The following is a 23,727-nucleotide window of genomic DNA, read 5'->3' on the forward strand; positions in this document are numbered from 1 at the left end:
GCCTCACACCTTCGGCTGGGCGTTCGCCGCGAGGGTGCCGCACAGGGCGGTGGCGTTGTCCGAGGTGTACGGGTCGGTGCCGGCCGGGGTGCCGGTCCTGGCCGTCTGGCCGGCCAGCAGCGGACGCAGGTGGTTCGCCGAGTCCTCGGCGCAGGAGAGCGGACCGGCCTGGACGTAGGAGGCGACGAGCTGCGCCTGGTGCAGCCGCAGGTCGTCGCGGTCGAAGCGGAAGTGCAGCTCGCGCCGGACGGTGAACAGCGACGTCTCGGCCCTGGCGTCGCCGGCCGGCCGCAGGGCGTACACCATGGTGTGGTCGGTGGTGACCTCCAGCGTGGACGCGTCGCTCTCCACGACCCGCAGGCTGCCGTTCACCCGGATCTCGGGGTCGGCCAGTTCGGCCCGGGCCGGATCGAAGCGGACCAGCCATCCGCTGGGCGCGTGCCGGCCGTCCGCGGTGGGCCTCTCGAAGCTCTCGTCGAACTGGTGGAGCTGGTCCGGGTCGAGCAGCACCCGCACCGAGCGGACCTCCCCGCCGCCGAGCACGCCGGGGTCGAGCGCCGAGCGGACGATGTAGTTCTTGGCGGTGGTCAGGGCGTTCAGCACCTGGTCCTCGGAGAAGTGCGCGGTGCGCCGGGCCCCCGGCAGCGGGACGCCCTCGGCCGCGGTGCGGAAGTCCGCGGCGGGACTGTGTTCGTACAGGAACGCGGCGTCGTCGGCGCCGGGCACCTTGTCCCTGGGGGCGAGCGGGACGACGGTCATCCGCACCGCCTCGGCGGCCCGCTGCCCGGAGGGGCTCTGGTAGGGGTGCCGTACGCCCATGTAGATGGCGGTGCCGAAGGCGACGGCGATCAGCACGACGAGGATCAGCGCCTGCCGGGACAGGCCGGCCCGGCGCAGGGGCGGACGGCGGCGGACGGCGGGCGCGTGGTCGGTGATGCGCTCCTGGGCGGAGAATTCCTGGAGCCGGGCAGCGCGGACGAACGACTCGTCGAAGACGACGGATCGGTACTCGTCCTCTCCGCCTCCGGGTGCGCCCTCGGGCGTTCCTCCGGGCGGACCGCCAAGCCCTGCCATACCTTCAGAGTAGGTCTGCGGAAGGTCCCGTAAACGCGCCGGTGCAGGTCAAGTTGGGACAGCTTGCCGCCCTCGGAGGGGCAGGTCAGGGGCTGCGCGGAATCACCGACACGGCCGGCTGGGAGTAGTCGGCGGAGGCCGAGGGCGTCACGCTGCCACCCTGTTCGGGGCCGGTCGAGGCGGGAGGCGGCACCGGCTGCGGACCGCCGCCCGAGGACGCGCCCCGGTAGACGGCCACGAAGGCCAGCGCGACCATGCCGACGCCCATCACCAGGGCGAGCATCCAGGCGACCGGCCGGTGCCAGCGCACCTGCTTGCCGTACGCCGCGGGAGCGCCGTAGGGGCGGTCGAGGAGGTCGCGGTCGTCGTCCGGGTCGTCGAGGTCGGGATCATGGCCGAAATCGCCGTACCCGTCGTCGTAGCGCTCGGCCCTGCTGCGGCCGCGGCGGGCCGCTTCCGCCTCGGTGGCCTCGGCTCTGGCCTGGGCGGCGGCCAGGAGGCGTTCGACGGCGGTCGGCTCGTGCACCGCGGCCGCCTGTACGAAGGCCTCGTCGAAGACCACGGAGGCGAACTCTTCGTCCGACACCCCGCGGTCATGATCGTCGTCGGGCTCCCAGCCGTCAGGGAACGGCCTACCCCCCACGTCCTCCGGCACGGCTCCAGAGTAGACCTGGGGGGTCGTTTTGGGCAGACGGCGGGGAAATTCATCCGGTGGGTGAGATGCCCCGTTCGGTCCGCGGGCGCGGGGCCTGCCGGTCAGCGCCGTACGGGCCCGTCAGCGCCGTACGTGCCCGTCGCCGGTGACGATGTACTTGGTGCTGGTCAGCTCCGGCAGGCCCATCGGGCCGCGGGCGTGCAGCTTCTGCGTGGAGATGCCGATCTCGGCGCCGAAGCCGAACTGGCCGCCGTCGGTGAAGCGGGTGGAGGTGTTCACCGCGACGGTGGTGGAGTCGACCAGCTGGGTGAAGCGCCGGGCGGCCTGCTGCGAGGTCGTCACGATCGCCTCGGTGTGGCCGGAGGTCCACAGCCGGATGTGCTCGACGGCCCGGTCCAGCGAGTCCACGACGGCCGCCGCGATGTCGTACGACAGGTACTCCGTCTCCCAGTCCTCGGGACTCGCCTCGACGAGCGTCGCCCGGGAGTCCTTGCCGTACGCCAGCACGCGCTCGTCGGCGTGCACGGTGACCCCGGCCTCGGCGAGGGCGTCCAGCGCGCGGGGCAGGAAGTCGGCGGCGATGTCCTGGTGGACCAGGAGGGTCTCGGCGGCGTTGCAGACGCTGACGCGCTGGGCCTTGGAGTTGATCAGGATGTCGACGGCCATGTCGAGGTCGGCCTGCGCGTCGACGTAGACGTGGCAGTTGCCGGTGCCGGTCTCGATGACGGGGACGGTGGACTCCTGGACGACGGTGTTGATCAGCGAGGCGCCGCCGCGCGGGATGAGCACGTCGACCAGGCCGCGGGCGCGCATCAGCTCACGCACGCTCTCGCGGCTCTCGCCGGGCACCAGCTGCACGGCGTCGGCGGGCAGCCCGGCCCCGCCCACGGCGTCGCGGACGACGCGGACCAGGGCGGTGTTGGACTGGTAGGCCGAGGACGAGCCCCGCAGGAGCACCGCGTTGCCGGACTTCAGGCACAGGGCGGCGGCGTCGACGGTGACGTTGGGCCGGCCCTCGTAGATGATGCCGACCACGCCGAGCGGCACGCGGACCTGGCGCAGGTCGATGCCGTTGGGCAGGGTGGAGCCGCGCACGACCTCGCCGACCGGGTCGGGCAGCGCGACGACGTCGCGCACGTCGGAGGCGATGGCGCGGACCCGCTCCGGGGTCAGGGTGAGCCGGTCGATGATGCCCTCGCTGGTCCCGGCGGCGCGGGCCTTGGCCACGTCCTGGGCGTTGGCCTCGACGATCTCGCTCGTACGGACCTCCAGCGCGTCCGCGACGGCGAGCAGCGCGTCGTCCTTGGCGGCCCGCGGCAACGGCGCGAGGTCGGCCGCGGCGGACTTGGCCCGGTAGGCGGCCCGGGTGACCGGGGACATCGAGTCGTACGGCGAGAGCGTGGTCATGGGGGAAGCGTAGTGTGCCGGGCGGAGCCGCCCAGGGGGTGTCCCGAACCCCGAGATACCCCTTTGCGCCTGAACCGGCGCCGCTCTCGCGGAGGTGGTTGCTCACCGTGGGCTGCGCAATTGATGGTTTCGGTCCGCGGTCGCCATAGGGAACGGTCCGCGGTCGCCTTACTGGTCGTTACTGATCATTAGAACGGATGCACCCCGACCGGGGTCGCCGGGGCCGGTCCGTACCCCGCGGCGATGCGCTGGTGGTAGGTGGCCCGGTCGATGACCTCCAGGCCGACGATCTCCCAGGGCGGCAGGCCCGCGGTCTGCCGGTGTTCGCCCCACAGGCGCAGGGCGACGGCGGCGGCGTCGTGCAGGTCGCGGGCCTCCTCCCAGTACCGGATCTCCGCGTGGTCGTCGGCGTATCGGCTGGTCAGCAGGAAGGGGTGGTCGTGCGCGAGCTGTTCGAGCGCCCGGCGCACCTCGGTGAGCGGGGCGCGGGCGCCGGAGACGCTGAGGGTGACGTGCCACAGGCGCGGGGTGTGCTCGGGCTCCTCGCCGTGGAACCGGTCGCCGGCCGCGACGCTGGTCAGGGCGCGCTCCTCACCGGCCGCGCGGGTTGCGCCCCGGGCGCCGCCGGAGCGCGCGCCGGTACCACCGCGGGCGCCCGCGCCGCCTCGGGAGGCGGTACCGGCACGGGAGGCGCTACCACCGCGGGACGCCGCCGATCCAGGGCGCACTCCGCTCACGACGGCCTCCTTCACGCACACGGCATCGGCCCGGTGGTCGGCCGGGCTTGTCCCTGAGGAAAGTTGAGCAGGCGCCAGGAGATCGCGGGGCGATTTTGCGGAACGTCCACCACCGATTCGGGGACGTTTCGACCCATTACGGGTGCAGGATCACCAGATCGTCCCTGTGTACGACCTCGCGTTCGTACGCGGGTCCGAGTTCGCGCGCCAGTTCCCGGGTGGAGCGGCCGATCAGCCGGGGGATCTCCTTGGCGTCGAAGTTGACCAGTCCCCGGGCCACCGCGCGGCCCGTGCCGTCCCGCAGCTCGACGGGGTCGCCCGCGGCGAACTCGCCCTCGACGCCGGCGATCCCGGCCGGCAGCAGCGACTTGCGGCCCTGGACGACCGCCCGTACCGCCCCGTCGTCGAGGACGAGTGCCCCCTGCGGGGCTGAGGCGTGCTGGAGCCACAGCAGCCGGTCGGCGAAGCGCCTGCCGGTGGCGTGGAAGTAGGTGCCGGTGTCGCCGCCGGCCAGGGCGTCGGTCGCGTGGACCGCGCTGGTCAGCACCACGGGAATGCCGGCCGCGGCGGCGATGCGGGCCGCCTCGACCTTGGTGACCATGCCGCCGGTGCCGACGCCCGCCTTGCCCGCGCTGCCGATATCGACGCCCGCGAGGTCGGCCATGTCCCGCACCTCGGACAGCCGCGAGGTGCCCGGCCGGCTCGGGTCGCCGTCGTACACGCCGTCCACGTCGGACAGCAGCACCAGCAGGTCGGCGCGGACCAGGTGGGCGACGAGGGCGGCGAGCCGGTCGTTGTCGCCGAAGCGGATCTCGTCGGTGGCGACGGTGTCGTTCTCGTTGACGATCGGGAAGGCGCCCATCGCCAGCAGCTTGTCCAGGGTGCGGGAGGCGTTGCGGTGGTGGGCGCGGCGGCTCATGTCGTCGCTGGTCAGCAGCACCTGGCCGACGCGGACGCCGTAGCGGGCGAAGGAGGCGGTGTAGCGCGCGACGAGCAGTCCCTGGCCGACGCTGGCGGCGGCCTGCTGGCGGGCCAGGTCGCTCGGGCGGCGCGGCAGGCCCAGCGGGGCGAGTCCGGCGGCGATGGCGCCGGAGGAGACGAGGACGATCTCCCGGTCCGCCGCCCGCGCCTTGGCCAGCACGTCGACGAGCGCGTCGACCCGGTCGGCGTCCAGGCCGCCCGCCGCGGTGGTCAGCGAGGAGGAACCGACCTTGACGACGATCCTGCGGGCCTCGCCCACGGCCTGCCTGGCCCCTGGCCCTGCCCCCGGCTCTCGCCCCGGCTCTGTCCCCGGCCTTGCCCCTGCCACGGCCCCGTCCGCCTCTCCCGTCGACGCGCGCCGAACCCTGCGCTCGCCAGGCAATCTACGCGAACGGGAACGCGCGCCGCACCACAGTTCAAGCCGCGGACGGGCGCTGTGGAATCCGCCGCGTCGAGGGGAGACGTCAACACGCGCGTGTCGTCGGACGGTCACCGCGCGTTAACCCGTTCGTCCGATGCGCGACGAGCCTGGAGCGACCGCAGTGCCCCTATCCCCGCCCCGCCGCCGACTCCCCCGCCTGCCCGGGCGGCGGACCGCCGTGCAGCTGCTCGTCCTGGGCGTGCTGGCGACCGCCTTCGCCGCGCAGGCCGTGGGCGCCCTGCTGCCGCACGTACCGCTGCTGCTCGCGGCGACCGCCGGCTCGCTGGCCGCCGAGGGGGTGCTGTACCGGTGGCAGCGGGGCATGGTGTCGCTGTTCGCCAAGTCGCACGCCGACGTCACGGTGCGGCACGTGCTGCGGGACCTGCTGCTCGTGGTGGGCCTGCTACGGCTCGGCGAGCAGCACCGGGAGGGGGTGTACGCCCCGCTCGTCGCCGCTCTGCTCGTCTTCTACGCGCTGCACTGGGCGATCCAGGCGCTCTCCGTCCTGGTCCGGCGCACCCGGACACTGCCCGTGGTGACCCGCAACATCGACGCCTCGGCGCTGCGCCTGACCCCGGCGCCCCCGGTGCTGCTGCGCCGCCCAGGGCACCGGCTGGCGGCGTTCGGGCTGCCCGCGACGACCGGGCTGCTCGCGACGGCGGCGACCGACGCGCCGGTGTACGGGGCGGCGGGGCTCGCACTGTCCCTGGCCGTGGCGCTGACGGGCCTGGGCGCCCTGCTGCTGCGGCTGCTGCCGGGGCGCCGTCCCGCCACCGAGCAGGAGGTGCTCGACTGGTTCGAGGCGTGGCTGGCCCGGTACCGGCCGACGGTCGGCCTGTACTTCTCGGGCGGGGCGTCCTCGGCGTACCAGGCGAACATGTGGCTGGAGCCGCTGGCACGGCTGGACGGGCGACCGGTGATCGTGCTGCGCGAGCGGTTCATGGTGCAGCGGATCGCGGCGACCGACATCCCGGTGGTGTGCCTGCCGAAGGTGTCGACCCTGATGCGTCTTGAGCACTCCACGCTCCGCGTCCTCCTGCATCCCTCCAATTCCGGGAAGACCTCGCAGGTCCTGCGCATCCCGACCATCAAGCACGCCTTCGTCAACCACGGGGAGAGCGACAAGCTGTCCTCCTGCAACCCGTACGCGAAGGCCTACGACGAGGTGTGGGTGGCGGGCCCTGCGGCGCGCGAGCGGTACGCGCTCGCGGAGGTCGGCGTCGAGGACAAGGACGTGGTGGAGATCGGCCGCCCGCAGCTGGACGCCGTACGGCCGTACGCGGGGCCGCCCGCGCCCGGGGCGTTCACGACGGTCCTGTACGCGCCGACCTGGGAGGGCTGGGACGGCAACCCCGGCAACACGTCGGTGGTGGAGGCCGGCGAGAGCCTGGTGCGGGCGCTGCTCGCGGACCCGGGGGTACGGCTGCTGTACAAGCCGCATCCGCTGACGGGGTCGGTGGACCCGCGGGCCCGGGCCGCCGATCTGCGCGTGCGGGAGCTGGTGCGGGCGGCGAACCGCGAGCGGGGCGGGCCCCGGCCCGAGGCGTCGGCGACCACCGCTCTGGCCCGGCGGGCGGCGGAGCTGGACCGGCTCACCGCGGCCGGTTTCCGCTCGGCGGCGGACCAGGTGGAGCGGATGCTGCGGCAGCCGGCGCCGGAGCCCGGACGGGCCGAGATGGTGCGGCGGGCGACGGGCGCGTGGGAGGAGGCGTACTGGGCCTCGCTGCCCGAGTGGGAGCACCAGGTCGTCACGGACGCCCGGCCGCCGCTCTACGCCTGCTTCAACCGCGCCGACCTGCTGATCAGCGATGTGTCGAGCGTCATCAGCGACTTCCTGGCGAGCGGCAAGCCCTACGCGGTGGCCAACACCAGCGCTCTGGCCGAGGACGTGTTCCGCAAGTCGTTCCCGACGGTGGCGGCGGCGACCGTGCTGACGCCGGACGCGGCCGGGGTGCCGGCGCTGCTGGACGCGGTGCGGCATCCGGAGCGGGACGAACTGGCCGACGCCCGCGCCGCGTTGGCCCTGCGCCTGCTGGGTCCGGCCGAGCCGTCGTCCCGGGAGCGCTTCGCCGGTGCGGTGCGGGACCTGTGCGCGGCGGCCGGGCAGCACCGGGCCCGGATGGCGGAGCGGCTCGCCGGGGAGGTGCCGCTCCCCGGCCCGCGCCGCGAACACGGCCGGCCGTCCGCCCCCGCGGCGGCCCCGGAGCCGCACCGCCACGTCTGAGTCCGGGCGCCCCCACCGGCCGTTTGTCACAGCATGGTCACGAAGTCACGGCCTCCAGGAGGGCTCGGACACCGGCCGGCGGGCAAGTCGTGGACATGACGGTTGCGGGACGCATCGACGTACACAAACCCGCCTGCGCCGCCCCCGCGCCCCTTCGCAGCAGCCGGCCGGGGCGCGCAGCCGACGCGCGTCGGCGCACCCGGATCCGCCCGTGACCAGCCAGCTCGCCCGCACACCTCCCGCTCCTCCGTATCCGGGTGCAGACTCCGTCATGGGCCCGCCGAAATCGAGTCGGGGCACATGAGGCGGAACCCCACGCAAGTCGGTGAAGAGGACAGGGGGGCCGAATGTGAGGAAGTTCTCCAGCCGCCTCCGAGCGGCCCATTCGGGCGGCCGATCCGGCCATTTCCCGGGGCTCCGGCGCACAGGACGGCCCGCTACCGTGCCCACAGAAACTCCACGTGAATCCCCTACGCTGATGCGGCGGCGCGCCCCACGCCCGAGTGGCGTCCGGAGCGCGTGCCGGTCCCAGCCCGCAGTCCCGTGGTCAGTTCTCGGAACAGGTTGTAAGGATGCCCAAATTCTCTCTCGTTGCCCCCGTGTACAAGGTTCAGGGCTATCTGCCCGAGTGCCTTGACTCCGTACTCGGTCAGGACTGCACGGACTTCGAGATCATCGCGGTCGACGACTGCTCGCCGGACGGGTCGGGTGCCATTCTCGACGAGTACGCGAAACGCGACACCCGGATTCATGTGATTCACCTCACGGAAAACGTGGGCCTGGGGCGTGCGCGCAACGTCGGACTGGAAAAGGCCACCGGCGATTACGTGTTGTTCCTGGACAGTGACGACACGTTGTCCGACGGCGCCTTGTCCGCCATTCGGGACCGTCTCGAGGCCGCGGGCGATCCCGAGATCCTGATCTTCGACTACCAGCGCACCTACTGGGACGGCCAGGTCCGCCCGAACATGCGGGCCGACCTGCTCAAGGAGAAGGGCCCGGACAGCTTCTCCCTCGCCGAGCGCCCCCAGCTGCTCGACCTGCTCCAGATCGTGTGGAACAAGGCATACCGGCGCGACTTCGTCACCCGGACCGGGCTCACCTTCCCGCCCGGGTACTACGAGGACGCCCCCTGGACGTTCTGCTCCCTGATCAGCGCCCAGCAGATCGCCGTCCTCGACCGGGTCTGCGTGCACTACCGGCAGCGGCGCGAGGGCGGCAACATCCTCAAGACGGTCAGCCGTAAGCACTTCGACGTCTTCGACCAGTACCAGCGGGTCTTCGACTACCTCGACGCGCACGAGGAACTCACCGAGTGGCGCGGCCCGTTGTTCCGCAAGATGGTCGACCACTACCTGACCGTCCTGGAGCGCCCGGGCCGCCTGCCGCAGGACGCGCGCGCGGAGTTCTTCCACCGCGCCTCGGCCGACTACCGCGCCCGCGTGCCGAAGGGCTTCACCCGGCCGGGCGCCAGGCGCGGCATCAAGTACGGGCTGCTGGAGCGCGACGCCTACACGACGATGATGAGCGCCCTGGCGGCGGTGAAGCTCCGCCAGCGGGTCAAGACCCGCGCCCGCACCGCGCTCAACCGGTCCAAGCGCGTCGCGATGGGCGCCTTCTACCAGTCGCAGCGCAGACTGCCGCTGGACGAGAAACTGGTGCTGTTCTCCGCCTACTGGAGCCGCAGCGTCTCCTGCAACCCCGCCGCGATCGACGCCGAACTGGCCCGGCTGGCCCCGGACATGCGCCGTGTGTGGGCGGTCCGCGCGGACCACGCGGACCGGGTGCCCAAGGGTGTGAAGGCCGTCCGCGTGGGCTCCCGGGACTACTGGACGGCCCTGGCCCGCGCCAAGTACCTGGTGAACAACGTGAACTTCGCGGACTCCGTGGTCAAGCGCGAGGGCCAGATCCATGTGCAGACCCATCACGGCACACCGCTGAAGACGATGGGCCTGGACCAGCAGAAGTTCCCGGCCTCCACCGACATGGACTTCGAGAAGCTCCTTCAGCGGTGCGACCGCTGGGACTACAGCATCAGCGCCAACCAGTTCTCGACCGTGGTCTGGGAGCGGGTCTACCCCTGCTCGTACACCTCGCTGGAGACCGGCTACCCGCGCAACGACGTCCTCGTGCGCGCCGGCTCCGAGGACGTGCGCGCGGCGCGCGCCGCGCTCGGGCTGGCCGACGGTTCCAAGGCGTTCCTGTACATGCCGACGCACCGCGAGTACCAGCCGGGCTTCACCCCGCCCCTGGACCTGGGCCGGTTCGCCCGCGAACTCGGGCCCGACGTGACCCTGCTGGTGCGCGGCCACTACTTCTACAGCAGCTCCCCGCACCTGGCCGAGCTGCGCCGCACCGGCCGCATCATGGACGTCTCCGGGCACGCCCGGGTGGAGGAGCTGTACCTCGCGGCCGACGCCCTGATCACGGACTACTCCTCGGCGATGTTCGACTACGCCGTGCTGGACCGCCCGATCATCAGCTACGTCCCCGACTGGGACGTCTACTCCGCGGTCCGCGGCACCTACTTCGACCTGCTCCAGGAACCGCCCGGCGCGGTGGCCACCACCCAGACGGAGCTGCTGCGGCTGCTCTCCTCCGGCGCGTACGACAGCCCGGAGACGACCGGGTACCGGGACATCTTCCGCCGGCGTTTCTGTGAATTCGACGACGGCCACGCGGCGGAACGGGTCGTACGACGCGTCTTCCTCGGTGAGGAGGGCCTGCCTCCCGTCGTTCCCTTCGACGAACGCCGCCACGCCCCGACCCCCACCCAGGCGCTCGAACTGGTCGAGCGGGCCTGACCCGGAAAGGAAATCACCAAGCCATGGCCCCTCGGCTCAGTGTCATCGTCCCGATCTACGACGTGGAGCGTTACCTGCCGGCCTGTCTCGACTCGCTCGCCGCGCAGACCTTCCGGGACCTCGAGGTCCTGATGGTCGACGACGGTTCGCCCGACGGATCGGCCGCCATCGCCGCCGAGTACGCCGACCGCGACGCGCGGTTCAAGCTGATCCGCAAGGAGAACGGCGGACTCGGAGCCGCCCGCAACACGGGCATATCCCACATATCGCCCGACTCCGAGTACCTGACCTTCGTCGACAGCGACGACGTGATCCCGCCGGACGCCTACCGGCTGATGGTCACCAGCCTCGACGAGTCCCGCTCGGACTTCGCCACCGGCAACGTCTTCCATCTCAAGGGCGAGAAGTCCTGGCAGGTGCCGCTGCTGCAGATGCTGGCCGGCGAGGCCCGCAAGCGCACGCACATATCGAAGAACGCCCGCCTGGTGGCCGACCGCATCGCCTGCAACAAGGTCTTCCGGCGCACCTTCTGGGACAAGCACCGCTTCTCCTTCCCCGAGGGCATCCTGCACGAGGACATCCCGGTGGTGCTGCCCGCCTACTACCGGGCCGAGGCCGTCGACATCATCGGCGAGCCGACCTACTTCTGGCGGCTGCGCGAGGGCGAGTCAGCGCCGTCGATCACCCAGCGCCGCAAGGAACCCCAGGCGATCCGCGACCGGGTCACCGCCGTGAGCATGGTCAGCGACTACCTGTCGCGCCAGCCGGGCGCCGAGTTCACCGCGTACAAGAACCAGTACGACGACCGGGTGCTCCGCGACGACCTGCGGCTGTTCCTGCGGGTGCTGCCGGACGCGACGGCGGAGTTCCACGAGGCCTTCCTGGAGGCCGCCAACCGCTACCTCGACAGCGTCGACCCGAAGATCGTGATGGGTCTGCCGACGGATCTGCGGGTTCAGTGGCTGCTGGTGCGCAAGCACGCCATGCCCGAGCTGATCGCCCTGCTCGCCTCCCAGCGCCGCAAGGATCCGGTCGAGGTGTCGGGTGCCTTCCGCAAGTACGCCAGCTACCGCACGCTGGAGGAGAGCGGCCTCGAACTGCCCAAGTCGGCGCTGCGCATCGACGGCGACCTCACGCTGCGCGCCCCGCTGCAGTCGGTGACCTGGCACAACGGCAGGCTCCAGCTGTCCGGCAACGCCTACATCGACAAGATCGACCTGCCGTCGAAGCGCAGCAGCGTCAAGGTCGTCCAGCTCAAGCGGGACGGCTCGCGCCGCCGCATGTACCTGCCGGCCAGGAACGTCCACCGTCCGGAGTGCACCACGGACTCCGGCCAGCAGCGCTACAACTACGACTGGGCCGGCTGGGAGCTGGAGCTCGACCCCGCCAAGCTGCGCAAGGGCGGCCGCTGGCAGGAAGGGCTGTGGCACGTCGGCATCAACGTCTACGCGTCCGGCCTGGTGCGCCGCAGCGGTGTCTGGGCCCGCGGCGGCTCCGCCGCCAACTACCCTCCGTACCAGTGGCTCGACGAGAACTTCCGGCTGCTGCCGACGGTCACGCGCGGCGCCCTCAAGCTGCGGATCGAGAAGGTCCGCGCCCTGATCACCGACCGCGGCCTCGACGGTGACTCGCTCGCGGTGGCCGGCGAGGTCCGGGTGCCGCTCAAGCCGGGCGAGACGCTGGCGTTCCGGCTGACGAACGCCAAGAGCGGCGAGGTCCGCAAGTACCCCGTCGACGTGACACAGCAGGGCACTCGGACCGCCTTCGACGTCCGCGTGCCGCTGACCGACGTCGCGCTGCTCGGTGACGACACCGTCGACGAGAACGCCCAGCTCGACCGCCGGCTCTGGAGCACGGCACTGCTGGCCACCGCGGTGGACGGCACCGAGCGCCAGTTCGGCAGCGTCGTCAAGGAGGGCCTCGAGGATCTCTCCTTCGACCTGCCCGCGTCCTTCGGTGAGCCCGGCGCGCACCGGGAACTCGCCGTCGTCTCCGGCCACAACGGCTATCTGAAGATCTTCGGCCGGACCCGCCGGGCCACGATCACCGGCGTCGCCCTGCGCGACGGCCGGATCGCGGTCGAGGGCCGAACCAGCCCCGCGCTGGTGGGCTCGGAGCTGGTCCTCAAGGCCCGCAGCCGCTACGACGAGCGTGCCACCGCCGTCGAGTGGTCCGACGACGGCAGCTTCCGCACGTCCTTCGATCCGTCGGTGATGGGCGGCTCCGGTGGGGTCCCGCTCAAGGCCGGCCGGTGGAATCTGCTGCTGCGCTCGGCGGACGCGGACGTGCCGGACACCGAGTTCGTCATCGACCGCCTGGCCGTGGCCCAGTTCCCGGTCCACGCGGAAGTGGACGGTCGCCGCTACTGGTTCGAGAACCGCTGGGGTGACTTCCCGCAGCTCAACTGCCGCTCCGAGCTGAGCGACCTGGAGCGCGGACCGTACCGCCAGCTCCAGCAGCGCCGCGAGGTCTACGAGCCCGCCCGCGAACTGCCGCTGCGCGACCAGGTGTTCTTCTTCAGCTACAACGGCAAGCAGTACTCGGACAGCCCGCGGGCGATGCACGAGGAGCTGCTGCGCCGGGACAGCGGCATGAAGTACCTGTGGGCCGTGCGCGACGGCCAGGTCGTCCTGCCGCCGACCGCCGACAAGGTCCGCATGTGGGGCCGGGAGTGGTTCGAGGCACTGGCCACCTCCCGCTACATCGTCACCAACGGGCACCTGCCCGAGTGGGTCGTGCGCCGCCCGGGCCAGGTGATCGTGCAGACCTGGCACGGCACGATGCTGAAGAAGATCGGCCACGACATCGAGACCCTCTACTTCGACCGCGAGTACCAGAACCGCCTGGCCCTGGAGGCGAAGAACTGGAGCCTGCTGGTCTCGTCGAACCGCTTCTCCACGCCGATCCTGAAGCGCGCCTTCTCCTACGACGGGGAGATCCAGGAGGCCGGCTACCCGCGCAACGACTACCTCTACTCCCCCGACCGGGACAAGATCGCCGAGCAGGTCAAGGAGACGCTGAAGCTGCCGGCGGACAAGAAGGTCGTGCTGTACGCGCCGACGTGGCGGGACGACCAGTCCCACAGCGCCGGGCAGTACCTGTTCGACCTGCGGATCGACCTGGAGGACGCGCGCAGGCGCCTGGGCGACGACCACGTCCTGCTCATCCGCCGCCACTCCAACGTCGTCGACCAGGTCCCGGGCGCGGGCAACGGCTTCGTGTTCGACGCCTCGGAGTACCCGGACATCGCGGACCTGTACCTCGCGGCGGACATCATGATCACGGACTACTCGTCGGTGATGTTCGACTACGCGCACCTGAAGCGGCCGATGCTGTTCTTCACGTACGACCTCGAGCACTACCGGGACACGCTGCGCGGGTTCTACTTCGACTTCGAGCAGGACGCCCCCGGTCCGCTGATCGGCAACTCCAGGGAACTGGTCGACGCGATCCGGGACATCGACCAGGTCCAGGCCAAGTACCAGGACCGGTTCGACCGCTTCCACCACTTGTTCTGCGACCTGGACGACGGTCACGCCTCCGCGCGCGTCGTCGACCGGATGCTGGAGCAGAGCCGGGAGCTGTGACCGGGAGCACGTCTCAGGGAGCCCGAACGGGTTCGGTGGCGGGGCCGGGGCTGGAGTCGACGCGCCGGCCCCGGATCCGGCGGCGGCCGACGGCCAGGATTCTGGCGAGTGCGGAACGGCCCCGCGCCGGGCGCACGTTGATCCGGGCCGTGCCCGCGGCGGGCGCGGGGTTCGTCGCCGCCGAGGCCGACGTCTGCGCGGGCACCGGCGCGGGCTGCGGCGCGGAGTCCGCCTTGGGCTTGGGCTTGGGCTTGGGCTTGGGGACCAGGGTGGTCAGGGCGGTGAGCTCCTCGATGCGTGCCTGGGAGATCAGCAGGCAGCGCAGCCTGGCCAGCGGCGGCAGCTCGTCGACCAGTTCCTTGGGGAAGAAGTCCCGCAGCAGCTCGTCGACCAGCTTCACGTACTGCGTACGCGTCTCCTGCGGGAGCCCGGCGAAGCCGTTGCCGAAGCGGCCGAGGACCTCGAGGCTGAGCCAGCGGTAGAGGAGCGTGTTGCGCTTCTCGCCGGGCGGGACGTGCGCCGTGACGATGTCCAGCACGTCGCGTACGTTGCCGAAGAACGGAACCGGGTCGGGGGTCTGCTGGGTCAGGTGCGGGAAGCCGTCACGCCGCACCAGGTGGTAGCAGTCGTAGTCCGAGACCACGGAGATCGACCTGGCGTGCAGGTAGGCCGGCACGACGAACACCTGCTCCTCGGCCAGGCGAAGGCCCTCCGCGAACCGCAGCCCGTGCTCCGTCACCAGGGAGCGTCGGAAGAGCTTGTGCGCGGTCAGCGTCCAGACGGCCTTGGTGGTGAAGATGTCACCGCCCTCGACGTTCTCCCGGAACGGCGTGGCGGGCGCCTTGCGTCCCACGCCCTTGATCTTTCCGAGCACCACGTCGGAGTCGTTGCGCTCGGCGGCGGCCACCATGCGCTCCAGCGCCTCGGTGCCCAGGTAGTCGTCGGGGTCGGCGAAGAACAGGAACTCGCCCCCGGCCCTCCCGATGGCTCGGTTGCGGGGCCCGCCCGGCGCACCGGAGTTCGCCTGACGCATCACCCGGATCCGCCCGGGGTGACGCTCCGCCCACGCGTCGAGCAGGGCACCGCTGCCGTCGGTGGAGCCGTCGTCGACCGCGACGACCTCGATGTTCGCGAAGCCGATCGTCTGGTCGACGATCGACCGCAGACACTCGGGCAGATGGTCGACCGCGTTGTAGACCGGAATAATCACCGACACTTTGGGCGAGTCAATGCCCATTTGTCTCCCCCCAGAGAACACAAGAAAATAGGTGAGATCACCTTATCTGTGCTTCTGGGGGGATTAAGTTTCACCGGGCCAACGGTCTTTTCAAGATCATGTAACGGCCGGATCGGGTCCTGGGACGGTTCGAAGCCAGGCACAGTGCCCGACGAGCACCGGTCACGCGTGCCGGCGGCACCAGCCCCGCCAGGCCGACTCGATCATGTCGTCCAGGCCGTACCGGGCCGACCAGCCGAGTTCCTCGCGGACCCGGTCGGCGGACGCGACGACGCGGGCGGCGTCGCCGGGCCTGCGGTCGGTCACCTCGGCGTCGACGCCCTGCCGGTCGGCGACCTTGAGGATGCGATCCACCATCTCGCGTACGGAACTGCCCTCGCCCCGGCCGACGTTGAGCGTGAGGGCGGTGCCTTTCGCCGCTTCCTCCAGCCGGACGGCGGCCGCCAGGTGGGCGGAGGCGATGTCCTCGACGTGAATGTAGTCGCGTACGCAGGTGCCGTCGGGGGTGGCGTAGTCGTCCCCGAAGATCCGCGGTGCCTCGCCGGCCTCCAGGCGTTCAAAGACCATGGGGATGAGGTTGAACACGCCGGTGTCGGCCAGTTCGGGGGTGGCACAACCGGCGACGTTGAAGTACCGCAGGGAGGCGCTGCGAAGGCCGTGGGCCCGGGCCGAGGCGTTGATCAGCCACTCGCCGACAAGCTTGCTCTCGCCGTACGGGCTGAGCGGCCGGCAGTCGGTCTCCTCGGTGACCAGCTCGACGTCCGGCATGCCGTACACGGCCGCCGACGAGGAGAAGACCAGCCGGTCGACTCCGGTGGCGGTCATCGTCTCCAGCAGCGTCTGCAGACCGGTGACGTTCTCCCGGTAGTAGTACAGGGGGCGTTCCACCGACTCGCCCACCTGCTTCTTGCCGGCGATGTGCACGACACCGGTCACACCGTGCTCACGGATCGCGGCGGCCAGCCGGCTCCCGTCGAGCACGCTCCCGACCACCAGGGGCACGCCTTCGGGCACGCGGTCCCGGCTGCCGGTCGAGAGGTCGTCGTACACCATGACCTGCTGGCCGCCTTCGGTCATCGCGCGCACGACGTGCGCTCCGATGAAGCCGGCGCCGCCCGTGATCATCCACATGCCTGGGTCATCCCTTTCCGTGGCGCCGCGTGTCCAGCCCGTCGATGGCCTGGAAGACGCGTGCGCAGTTCTCCGTGTCGCGCTGGCCGAAGAAGTGCTCGACGCGCCGGGCGTACGGCTCACCGACCGAGAAGCCGCGGTCGACCGCCGCGACGATCTCGTCGACGGCCCCCTCCACCGTCCGGCACACCGGTCCGAACCCGTCACGGGTCAGGTCGTAGTAGCCGCGGCGGTAGTGCCGGCCGTAGAAGTCGTCCTCGTCGAAGGGCACGTAGACGAGGGGCTTGCCCATGTAGGCCACGTCGAAGAAGACGGACGAGTAGTCGGTGACGAGGAGCGAGCACTCCTTCATCGCCTCCTGCACACCGCGTTTGGTCTGGTCGGCCACGGTGATGTTGGGGTGGTCGACCTTGAAGTGACGCAGGTGCGGGCGGATTTCGTAGTGCGGGTAGAACTCCAGCCTGACGTCGGCGCGCTCCAGCGCGGCCCGCAGCCGCTCGTCCTCCAGCAGCTGCGAGAAGAACCGGAAGTACTCCGAGGCCGCGAACTGGACCCGCGGCCGCAGCCTGCGGTTGTACGACGGCACCACGATGTCGCGTCGCCACGTCGGCATGAGCAGCACGGTGCGCGGTCCTTCGACGGGCTGCAGCTTGTCGAACCGGGGGAAGCCCAGGGCCTGCACCTCGTCGGGCGCGTAGCCCATCTCCTCGCGGATGTACGCGGCCTCGTCCTCGGACGCGGCCACGAACAGGTCGACGCTCGTGGCCTGCCGGTGCGCGGACTGCGACACGTCGTTGTAGGTCACGCCGTGCTGGAGGAACACCCGGCGGTACTTCAGCAGGTCGCCGTAGACGCGCAGGTAGTTGAGCTTGCTCATGCTGGGCGGCGCGAGGTACGCCTCCAGGTCGTACGGCGATATCAGCCGCGTGGCGTTGAGCAGGTAGAGCCGGTGCTTGAGCGAGCCGAGGGCGAGGACGTTGCCGCAGTCCTGGACCTTGGCCCGGTCGGCCGCCTGCGCGTCGATGACGTAGTAGACGTTGCGCCGGGGATGGTTCTGGCGCACCCAGCGGAAGAAGTGGTGGCCGTTGTCCTGTGCGGTGTCGTGGCGCTCGCCGACGATCCAGATGTCACGACGGCCGAGGACGGGCCGGGTGAGCCAGTAGAGCAGCCGCAGCAGCCAGCCGGGCTTGCGGGTGGCGATCCGGCCGGCCTCACCGCGCAGGCGGCGCAGTCTGTCGGCGACGCCCGCGGCCGACCGCCTCCGGGCGACCCTCATGCGGGCCGTGCCCTCGGGGTCCGTCGACACCTCGTAGCGGAAGGCGCCGATACGGTCGACGCCCTTGAAGCGGTGGAAGGCCGGCCGGCTCGTCACCGGGATGTCGACGAAGCCGCCCGGTCCGTGCAGTCGCACCGACAGGGAGTACGCGCCCCCGTGCAGCGCCGACAGCTCGTCGGGGCCGAGTTCGGCCCGCCAGCCGCTGTACAGGTCCTGCTGCTTGCGGACGTGCCAGCGGTCGCGCCGGTACACCTGCCGCGCCCGCACGGCGTGCTCCCGGCCGCCGGGCGCGCCGAACACGAGTTCCAGTCGGTTGCCGAAGTCCTCACCGATGTCGACCTGGTCGAGGGCGAGGAATCCCTCGACGCGCAGCACGTCGTCGACGCCCCGGACGGCCTCCGCCTGGGCCGACAGGGTCCTGACGCGCAGCAGCGTGGAGTCGTCCACGTCGCCCTCGGTCCGGCGGTGGACCACGGGCCCGGCGACGGCCAGTTCGGGCAGGAAGCGGGGCTCCTCGAAGGGCCGGGTGAAGAGTCCGGTGTTGCCCGCCTTCACGGCGTGGTGCGGAAGGAGGGAGGCGTTCGGGCCGGCGCACTCCAGGACGATGTCGTCCGGGATGTCCCGGTAGAGGGTCCGCAGCCGCGGGAAGAGCGCCTCCAGCTCTTCGACGACCCCCGCCTTGGGCAGGCTCACCAGGTACGGGTGGAAGCTTCCGGCCACGAAACGCTGGAGCGCCGCCCGCTGTTCCTCCCCCGAGGCCGCGTGGGCGTCCAGCAGCGACTGGTACAGGGCCAGCAGGTCCCGGGCGGTCTCGAGGCGGTTCCGGGTGGCGAATCCCGCCCTGGCCTCGTCGGTGACGCCGTACACGAGCGCACCGGTCACACGGATGCGGCGCGCGGCCAGCAGGATGGTGGCCACGGAGGTGATGTGCTCGAGGTCCCGGCCGTCCCCGACGTGGAAGCCGCGTTCACGCAGCAGGTCGGACCGGAACAACTTGCCGCCGGGCGAAGCGGCGAAGAGCAGCTCGGGGGCGTTGGTGAGGTCGCCGACGGTCCGGTCACCGGATGCGAAGCACGTCCGCAGGAACGTGTCGGCCTCGCCCAGCGCCTCCGAGTCCTTCCAGGTGTCGGCGACGACGACGTCGGGGTCGTCCGTGGCCGCCTCGGCGAGGAGTCTGGTCAGCGCGCCCTGGGAAAGGACACCGGCTCCGTCCATGAAGGCCGCGTACGGTCCGGCCAGCCGCTCGAGCACCGGTTGCGGCACGTCCCCGGCGGCGCGGGTGTCGTCGACGCGGACGATGCTCGTGTTGTCGTAGCGGTCGGCGAACTCGACGGCGGCCGGCGCGTCCGGGTCCGCACCGGCCGTGACCAGGAGCACCTGCGTCCGGCCGAACTCCTCCTGGCAGGCCAGGGAGTTCAGGGCGGCCCGCAGTGTGTCGTCGCCGTATCCGGTGCAGAAGACCACGACACTCGCGGCGGGCGCGGCGGGCGCGGCGGCCTGCGCCGGCAACTCGCGCGTGCGCCACCACTGCCAGTGTTCCGGGCTCGGCGCCTCGCGAGTGGACGTCTTGGCGACGCTCTGGTCGAGGGGGCGCCAGACGAGGTTGCCGCTGCCCGTGATGTCCGCCCACCGGCCGACGGGCTTCAGCACGTGGTCGAGCGGTGCGAGATCGACGTCGCGCACGCACAGGGCCGTGGTGTGCTTGCGTCCCTCCCAATGCACCTGAAGGTTCAGGTTGACGAGGCTGTGCGAGGAGAGCACCGTCGCGGCCGCACCGCTGTCGAGGGAGACCCGGTAGGTGACGTGGGACTCGTCCACTCGCACGTCCGGCACGTCTACGACGACCCGCTCGCCCGTGTCCTTGGCGCGCACGTGCAGCACCAGCCGCAGGGCATCGTCGGGCTTGAAGCGCTGGAACTGGTTGAGGATCCGGCCCTCGAACGTGAGCGTCTCGCCCTCGACGACAAGGGAAGTGATCTCGTTGAACAGCTTCGAGTTCTCGAACTTCTCGTCCTGCAGGCCGAGTTCGGTCACGTCGAGGTGCTTGTCCGCGTCCGGGAGATCGGCGTGCCGGGCCGACCAGTACACACGGTCCCCGCGGCGCACCAGGTCGGTGGACAGGACGCCGCGCCGCTGCTCGAAGTCGCTGACCGTGAGGGCGGCGTCGGCCAGCCGGTGCCGGAGGAAGAAGGCGCGTACCCGGTCCAGCGGCCCGCACAGCGCGTAGGCCCGCTCGTCGATCTCGGTCAGGTACTCGGAGACGATGTCCAGGAAGGCGGTGCGGAACCGCTCGTCGCCGGACCGGAGCTCCTTGCCGTAGAGCCGGACGTCATGGCTGATGAAGCGGGCGTCCTTGTAGGTCTTGACCTCCTCGGCGCCGGCGTCACGCAGGAACGCGTCCGCCCGCCGGTGCACCTCGACCCGGTCGGAGATGCTGCGGATCTCCGCACGCCGGTTGGTGATCGAGGCCGAGCCGTCCTGCGCGTCCTCCCAGATCCACCGGTAGACCGGTTCGGCGAGGACGGAGATTCCGGACGCGAGCGTGTAGGACTTGGCCGAGAAGAAGGTGTCCTCGTAGAAGAGGCCCTCGGGGAAGAAGATCTCGTTCCCGAGCAGGAAGTCCCGTCGGTAGAGCTTCGCCGCGGCGATGGGGTCGTTGATCAGCTCGGGCCAGTTCCGGATGCCGTCCACGCTCCGGTCGGCGCCGTAGAGCAGGGGCTGCCACACGTGCGTCGTGCCGCGTTGCGGGTTGACCCGGTTGGCGCGGCCGGCGGTGATGTCCGCACCGGTGTTCCGGGCCGACTCCAGCAGCAGCTCGCACGCCTTGACTGGCAGTTCGTCGTCGGAGTCGAGGAACATGACGTATTCGCCGCGTGCGGCACGAATTCCGTCGTTTCGGGGGGCACCCACGCCCCCGCTGTTGGTCTGCCTGGATATGAGCCTCAGGCGTGGGATTCGGTCCGCGTAACTTTCCGCGACCACCCGGCTGCTGTCCTGGGAGGCGTCATCCACGACCAGGACCTCGAGATCCTGGCATGTCTGCACGACCAGGGAGTCGAGGGCCCGGCCAAGGGTGGCCGCTGCGTTATACGCGGGGACGATGACGGTGATGCTCGGTACAGCATCCACGCGCGGGGACATCACGCCTCCAGTACCAGGGATGAAAGTCGAGATCGCAGCTCCCACCCCGTGGAGGGCGCCCGAACCTCGGCTCGCGCGGCAAGGGGACTCCCGGAGGGACCGAGCCACGGGGCCGTGTCGGGCGGCAAAGGCCGAGCATCGCGGGGCAGCGACTGACTATTGAGCAGATTAACTCACCTGATGTGTCAACCCCACCGAAAAATGCCCCCAAGTCGGGCACAAGCCTGCCTATCGGCCAACCGTTTGTGATTCACAACACAAGAGTCCGTGAGCACCGCAACCATCCGCGGTAGACCATTGTCTTAAGTCTGAGAGAACGGCGTATGGTTGGCCGCGCCCGGCCCACACAGCGGTGACATTTCACTGGTGGATACCGTGGTACGCGGGCGGTGTCTTCACCGGTGAGCCCTCAATGGATCCACCCATCCGCGTCCGTGGCACGACCGACCACCCCCGCGTGCCCCTCGGTGTCTCGCCGAGGGCAACCCCTGAAAGGGCTTCCTCCTAACCATGGACATACCTCCGCTCGCGGAAGTGCGCCGCCTCACTGAGAAGAAGCGGGACGCCTGGTGGACCGTCCTCCTCGTCGATCCGGTGGCCACGCCGCTGGTGCGGTGGACGGCCAAGTGGACCAGGGTCACGCCGAACCAGATCACGTGGGCGGCGCTCGTGCTCGGTATAGGTGCGGCGGTCTGCTTCGCCCAGGGCGAGTGGCTGTGGCTGGCCGTCGGCGCGGCCATATACCACGTCAGCTTCATCCTGGACTGCATGGACGGGAAGCTGGCCCGCCTCACCGGGAACGGATCCGAGTTCGGCGCGTGGCTCGACTACGTCTTCGACCGCATCCGGGTCCTCATCTGCGCCATCGCCCTCATGAACGGCCAGTACGAGCGTACCGGCGACGTGGCCTACGTCTGGTTGGCCCTGGTCGTCGTGTTCCTGGACGCGCTCCGCTACATCGACGCGCTGCAGATCTTCAAGGTGCGCCAGGGCATGCGTGCCAAGCTCCTGCAGGCTGCCGGGCAGGTCGCCGAGGTGACCCAGGCTCCCGCGCCCCAGGGGGATTTGGCCGACCGCATCGCCGCCGAGGCCAGGAACGAGCCCGACGGCGTCGAAGCCGTCGACGACGACAAGGCGGAGGACCACTCGTCCGCCGACCAGGCCGACGTCCCGTCGCTGGGCGCCGTCACGCAGCAGTCGTTCGTCCGCCGGTTCACCCAGTACACGAAGATCCGCGACTTCCTGATCAACCGCCGCATCCGCACCCATCTGGTCAGTGGCATCGAGTTCCAGATGGCGGTGTTCATCATCGGCCCGCTCGTGGGCGCGATCATGGGTGTGACCATCGCAGCCGGTGCGCTGCTGGTGCTGTTCGAACTCGCCATCATCTACAAGCTGATGCTGTCGACCCGCGACTTCGAGCGTGCGATGGCCTCGTACAACCGTATCCTGGCCGAGCACGCGGCCGACGCGCCGGAGCAGGTCAGGGTGGGGGCCCCGGCCGACGCCTGACGCCCTCCCCTCGTACCCGGTACACCGCGGCGCCGGTCTCCCAGCATCCTGGAGACCGGCGTCGGCGTGTTCCCGGTCCCGGCCGTCGAAGGGCGCCCGCCCTCCCCCGCACTCTCAGTACTGGAGCCTTCGGTGACGGACCAGCACGCGTACGACGCCGCCCTCATCGTGCCCTGTTACAACGTGGTGGAGCATCTGTCCGCCTTCCTGGCGTCGGTCGCCGCCCTGGACGGATTCGACCGGACCCAGGTGATCCTGGTCGACGACGGGTCGACGGACGGCACGCACGAGTTGCTCGCCACGTTCGCCGACCGGCATCCGCACGTGCGGCTGATCACCCAGCCCAACAAGGGCCCCGGCGCCGCCCGCAATCGCGGTCTGCGCGAGGTCCGCGCCGGACACGTGGCGTTCGCCGACGCCGACGACGTGCTGGTGCCCGACGGGCTTTCGGCCATGCTGGCCTCCGCCCGGACCAACGACGCCGACCTGGTCGTGGCGGACTTCACCAATGTGCCGCTGCGGCCGTACGGCCGCTGGAAGCGCTACTTCGGCGGCGGCGACCGGTGTGTCGAGAGCATCACCGACTACCCGGACCTGGTCTTCTCCGCGAGCGTGTGGAACAAGCTGTTCTCCGTGCCGTTCCTGCGGCGCACCGAGGCCGTCTTCCCCGAAGGTGTGCTGTTCGAGGATGCGTGGTTCAGCATCCCGTGCCTGCTGTCGGCACGTCGCGTGAACCTGCTCGACCGCTCCGTCTACCTCTACCGGCAGCGCGGCGACGGCTCGTCGATCATGGACTCGCTGCGGCGGAACGTGGGCAACTACCGCGACCATCTCGACCTCAACCTGCACCTGCTCGACGTGGGCGGGCGCCACGGCCCCGAAGTGCGACGGCTGATGGAGCGCTACGCGGCCTTCACCTATCTCGGCTTCCTCAGAAGGCTGCCCGAGGCTCCGCCCGAACTCGATCTCGCGGCACTCCTGCCCGACGTGGGCCGGCTCTACCGGGGTATCCGCGACGACGTGCTGCGGGAGTTCGTCGCGAGCCGCCGGGACGCGGCACTGCAGACGGCGGCGAAGTCGGACGGTCTCGGCGACTGGCTCGCCGCTCCCCGGCCACTGCTGTCCGAGGACGACCGGCCGGCCGATCGCGAGTGGCGGGACCTGCCGCTCAACCCCGCAGTCACCGCCCATGACGGCCCGCCCCGCTACCGGCTGAACGGCGACCGCGTCGAACTCAGCGGTGCGGTCACCCCACTCGACGGCGCCGGATTCGGTTCCCGTTGGACCTCCAGTACGACGCCGATCAGCGCCGTACTGGACACCGCGGTGAGCCCGGCCCGCACTCATCGCGGTGTCGCGCTGCTCCAGACGCTGCCGGCGTCCACGCTCAACGTGGCCACCCTGCGGATCTCCGAGGGTGGCGTGCTGACGCTGTCGCTGCCGCGCGTGGAGGCGCTGCCGGGCTGGGTCGACCTGTCGGCGATGACGTGGCCGCTGCCGGAGCCGGTAACGTCCGGCTGACCGGCGGCGGCGCCGCGAG

General features: G+C 70.9%; 13 protein-coding genes. 5 read left to right on the top strand and 8 right to left on the bottom strand.

Annotated features, from left to right (window positions below; translation table 11 throughout):
• Positions 1-3: 3 nt before the first annotated feature.
• The 5 genes from ACGH7X_RS13220 to proB all read right to left on the bottom strand — a co-directional run bounded on the left by ACGH7X_RS13220 (position 4) and on the right by proB (position 5,113).
• Positions 4-1,074, bottom strand: coding sequence for a hypothetical protein (locus tag ACGH7X_RS13220; protein ID WP_399884929.1), 1,071 nt, complete (start codon positions 1,072-1,074; stop codon positions 4-6).
• Between the two features lie 85 nt (positions 1,075-1,159).
• On the bottom strand, positions 1,160-1,729 hold the full coding sequence (locus ACGH7X_RS13225) for a hypothetical protein (RefSeq protein WP_399884931.1): 570 nt from the start codon (positions 1,727-1,729) through the stop codon (positions 1,160-1,162).
• A gap of 120 nt (positions 1,730-1,849) precedes the next feature.
• The gene (locus tag ACGH7X_RS13230; protein WP_399884933.1) at positions 1,850-3,136 is read right to left on the bottom strand and encodes a glutamate-5-semialdehyde dehydrogenase; all 1,287 of its coding nucleotides are present in this window, start codon (positions 3,134-3,136) and stop codon (positions 1,850-1,852) included.
• A 188-nt stretch (positions 3,137-3,324) separates the two neighbouring features.
• The gene (locus ACGH7X_RS13235) at positions 3,325-3,873 is read right to left on the bottom strand and encodes a hypothetical protein (protein WP_399884935.1); all 549 of its coding nucleotides are present in this window, start codon (positions 3,871-3,873) and stop codon (positions 3,325-3,327) included.
• A gap of 136 nt (positions 3,874-4,009) precedes the next feature.
• Positions 4,010-5,113 carry a glutamate 5-kinase gene (proB, locus tag ACGH7X_RS13240; RefSeq protein ID WP_399884937.1) on the bottom strand — a complete coding sequence of 368 codons (1,104 nt, stop codon included), beginning with the start codon at positions 5,111-5,113 and terminating at the stop codon, positions 4,010-4,012.
• A gap of 256 nt (positions 5,114-5,369) precedes the next feature.
• Between proB and ACGH7X_RS13245 the strand changes: the two genes are divergently transcribed.
• The 3 genes from ACGH7X_RS13245 (at position 5,370) to ACGH7X_RS13255 (ending at position 13,890) form a co-directional block, all read left to right on the top strand.
• On the top strand, positions 5,370-7,499 hold the full coding sequence (locus ACGH7X_RS13245) for a hypothetical protein (RefSeq protein WP_399884939.1): 2,130 nt from the start codon (positions 5,370-5,372) through the stop codon (positions 7,497-7,499).
• 572 nt (positions 7,500-8,071) lie between these two features.
• On the top strand, positions 8,072-10,303 hold the full coding sequence (locus ACGH7X_RS13250; RefSeq protein ID WP_399884941.1) for a CDP-glycerol glycerophosphotransferase family protein: 2,232 nt from the start codon (positions 8,072-8,074) through the stop codon (positions 10,301-10,303).
• Between the two features lie 23 nt (positions 10,304-10,326).
• Entirely contained in the window at positions 10,327-13,890 is a 3,564-nt protein-coding gene (locus ACGH7X_RS13255) for a CDP-glycerol glycerophosphotransferase family protein (RefSeq protein WP_399884943.1), read from the top strand.
• 13 nt (positions 13,891-13,903) lie between these two features.
• Here ACGH7X_RS13255 and ACGH7X_RS13260 read toward each other — a convergent pair whose 3' ends face one another.
• The 3 genes from ACGH7X_RS13260 to ACGH7X_RS13270 form a co-directional block, all read right to left on the bottom strand.
• Positions 13,904-15,127 carry a glycosyltransferase family 2 protein gene (locus ACGH7X_RS13260; RefSeq protein WP_399884945.1) on the bottom strand — a complete coding sequence of 408 codons (1,224 nt, stop codon included), beginning with the start codon at positions 15,125-15,127 and terminating at the stop codon, positions 13,904-13,906.
• A gap of 162 nt (positions 15,128-15,289) precedes the next feature.
• Positions 15,290-16,258, bottom strand: a complete 969-nt coding sequence (gene galE, locus ACGH7X_RS13265) for a UDP-glucose 4-epimerase GalE (RefSeq protein ID WP_399884947.1) — start codon at positions 16,256-16,258, stop codon at positions 15,290-15,292.
• A gap of 7 nt (positions 16,259-16,265) precedes the next feature.
• The gene (locus tag ACGH7X_RS13270; RefSeq protein WP_399884949.1) at positions 16,266-20,675 is read right to left on the bottom strand and encodes a glycosyltransferase; all 4,410 of its coding nucleotides are present in this window, start codon (positions 20,673-20,675) and stop codon (positions 16,266-16,268) included.
• Positions 20,676-21,185: 510 nt separating this feature from the next.
• On the opposite strand from ACGH7X_RS13270, the gene ACGH7X_RS13275 reads away from it, so the two are divergent.
• Both ACGH7X_RS13275 and ACGH7X_RS13280 read left to right on the top strand, forming a co-directional pair.
• Positions 21,186-22,187 carry a CDP-alcohol phosphatidyltransferase family protein gene (locus tag ACGH7X_RS13275; protein ID WP_399884951.1) on the top strand — a complete coding sequence of 334 codons (1,002 nt, stop codon included), beginning with the start codon at positions 21,186-21,188 and terminating at the stop codon, positions 22,185-22,187.
• Between the two features lie 132 nt (positions 22,188-22,319).
• Positions 22,320-23,708 carry a glycosyltransferase family 2 protein gene (locus ACGH7X_RS13280; protein WP_399884953.1) on the top strand — a complete coding sequence of 463 codons (1,389 nt, stop codon included), beginning with the start codon at positions 22,320-22,322 and terminating at the stop codon, positions 23,706-23,708.
• The last annotated feature ends 19 nt before the right edge of the window (positions 23,709-23,727 follow it).

Source organism: Streptomyces sp. BBFR51 (assembly GCF_044591655.1).
In the GTDB taxonomy this organism is placed as follows: Bacteria; Actinomycetota; Actinomycetes; order Streptomycetales; family Streptomycetaceae; genus Streptomyces.

Excerpts from the sequence above, each read along its gene's own strand:
- ACGH7X_RS13270 (WP_399884949.1), bottom strand. The coding sequence starts at position 20,675 with ATGTCCCCGCGCGTGGATGCTGTACCGAGCATCACCGTCATCGTCCCC.
- ACGH7X_RS13245 (WP_399884939.1), top strand. The coding sequence starts at position 5,370 with ATGCGCGACGAGCCTGGAGCGACCGCAGTGCCCCTATCCCCGCCCCGC.
- ACGH7X_RS13275 (WP_399884951.1), top strand. The coding sequence starts at position 21,186 with ATGGACATACCTCCGCTCGCGGAAGTGCGCCGCCTCACTGAGAAGAAG.
- ACGH7X_RS13255 (WP_399884943.1), top strand. The coding sequence starts at position 10,327 with ATGGCCCCTCGGCTCAGTGTCATCGTCCCGATCTACGACGTGGAGCGT.
- ACGH7X_RS13230 (WP_399884933.1), bottom strand. The coding sequence starts at position 3,136 with ATGACCACGCTCTCGCCGTACGACTCGATGTCCCCGGTCACCCGGGCC.
- ACGH7X_RS13250 (WP_399884941.1), top strand. The coding sequence starts at position 8,072 with ATGCCCAAATTCTCTCTCGTTGCCCCCGTGTACAAGGTTCAGGGCTAT.
- galE (WP_399884947.1), bottom strand. The coding sequence starts at position 16,258 with ATGTGGATGATCACGGGCGGCGCCGGCTTCATCGGAGCGCACGTCGTG.
- ACGH7X_RS13220 (WP_399884929.1), bottom strand. The coding sequence starts at position 1,074 with ATGGCAGGGCTTGGCGGTCCGCCCGGAGGAACGCCCGAGGGCGCACCC.
- ACGH7X_RS13260 (WP_399884945.1), bottom strand. The coding sequence starts at position 15,127 with ATGGGCATTGACTCGCCCAAAGTGTCGGTGATTATTCCGGTCTACAAC.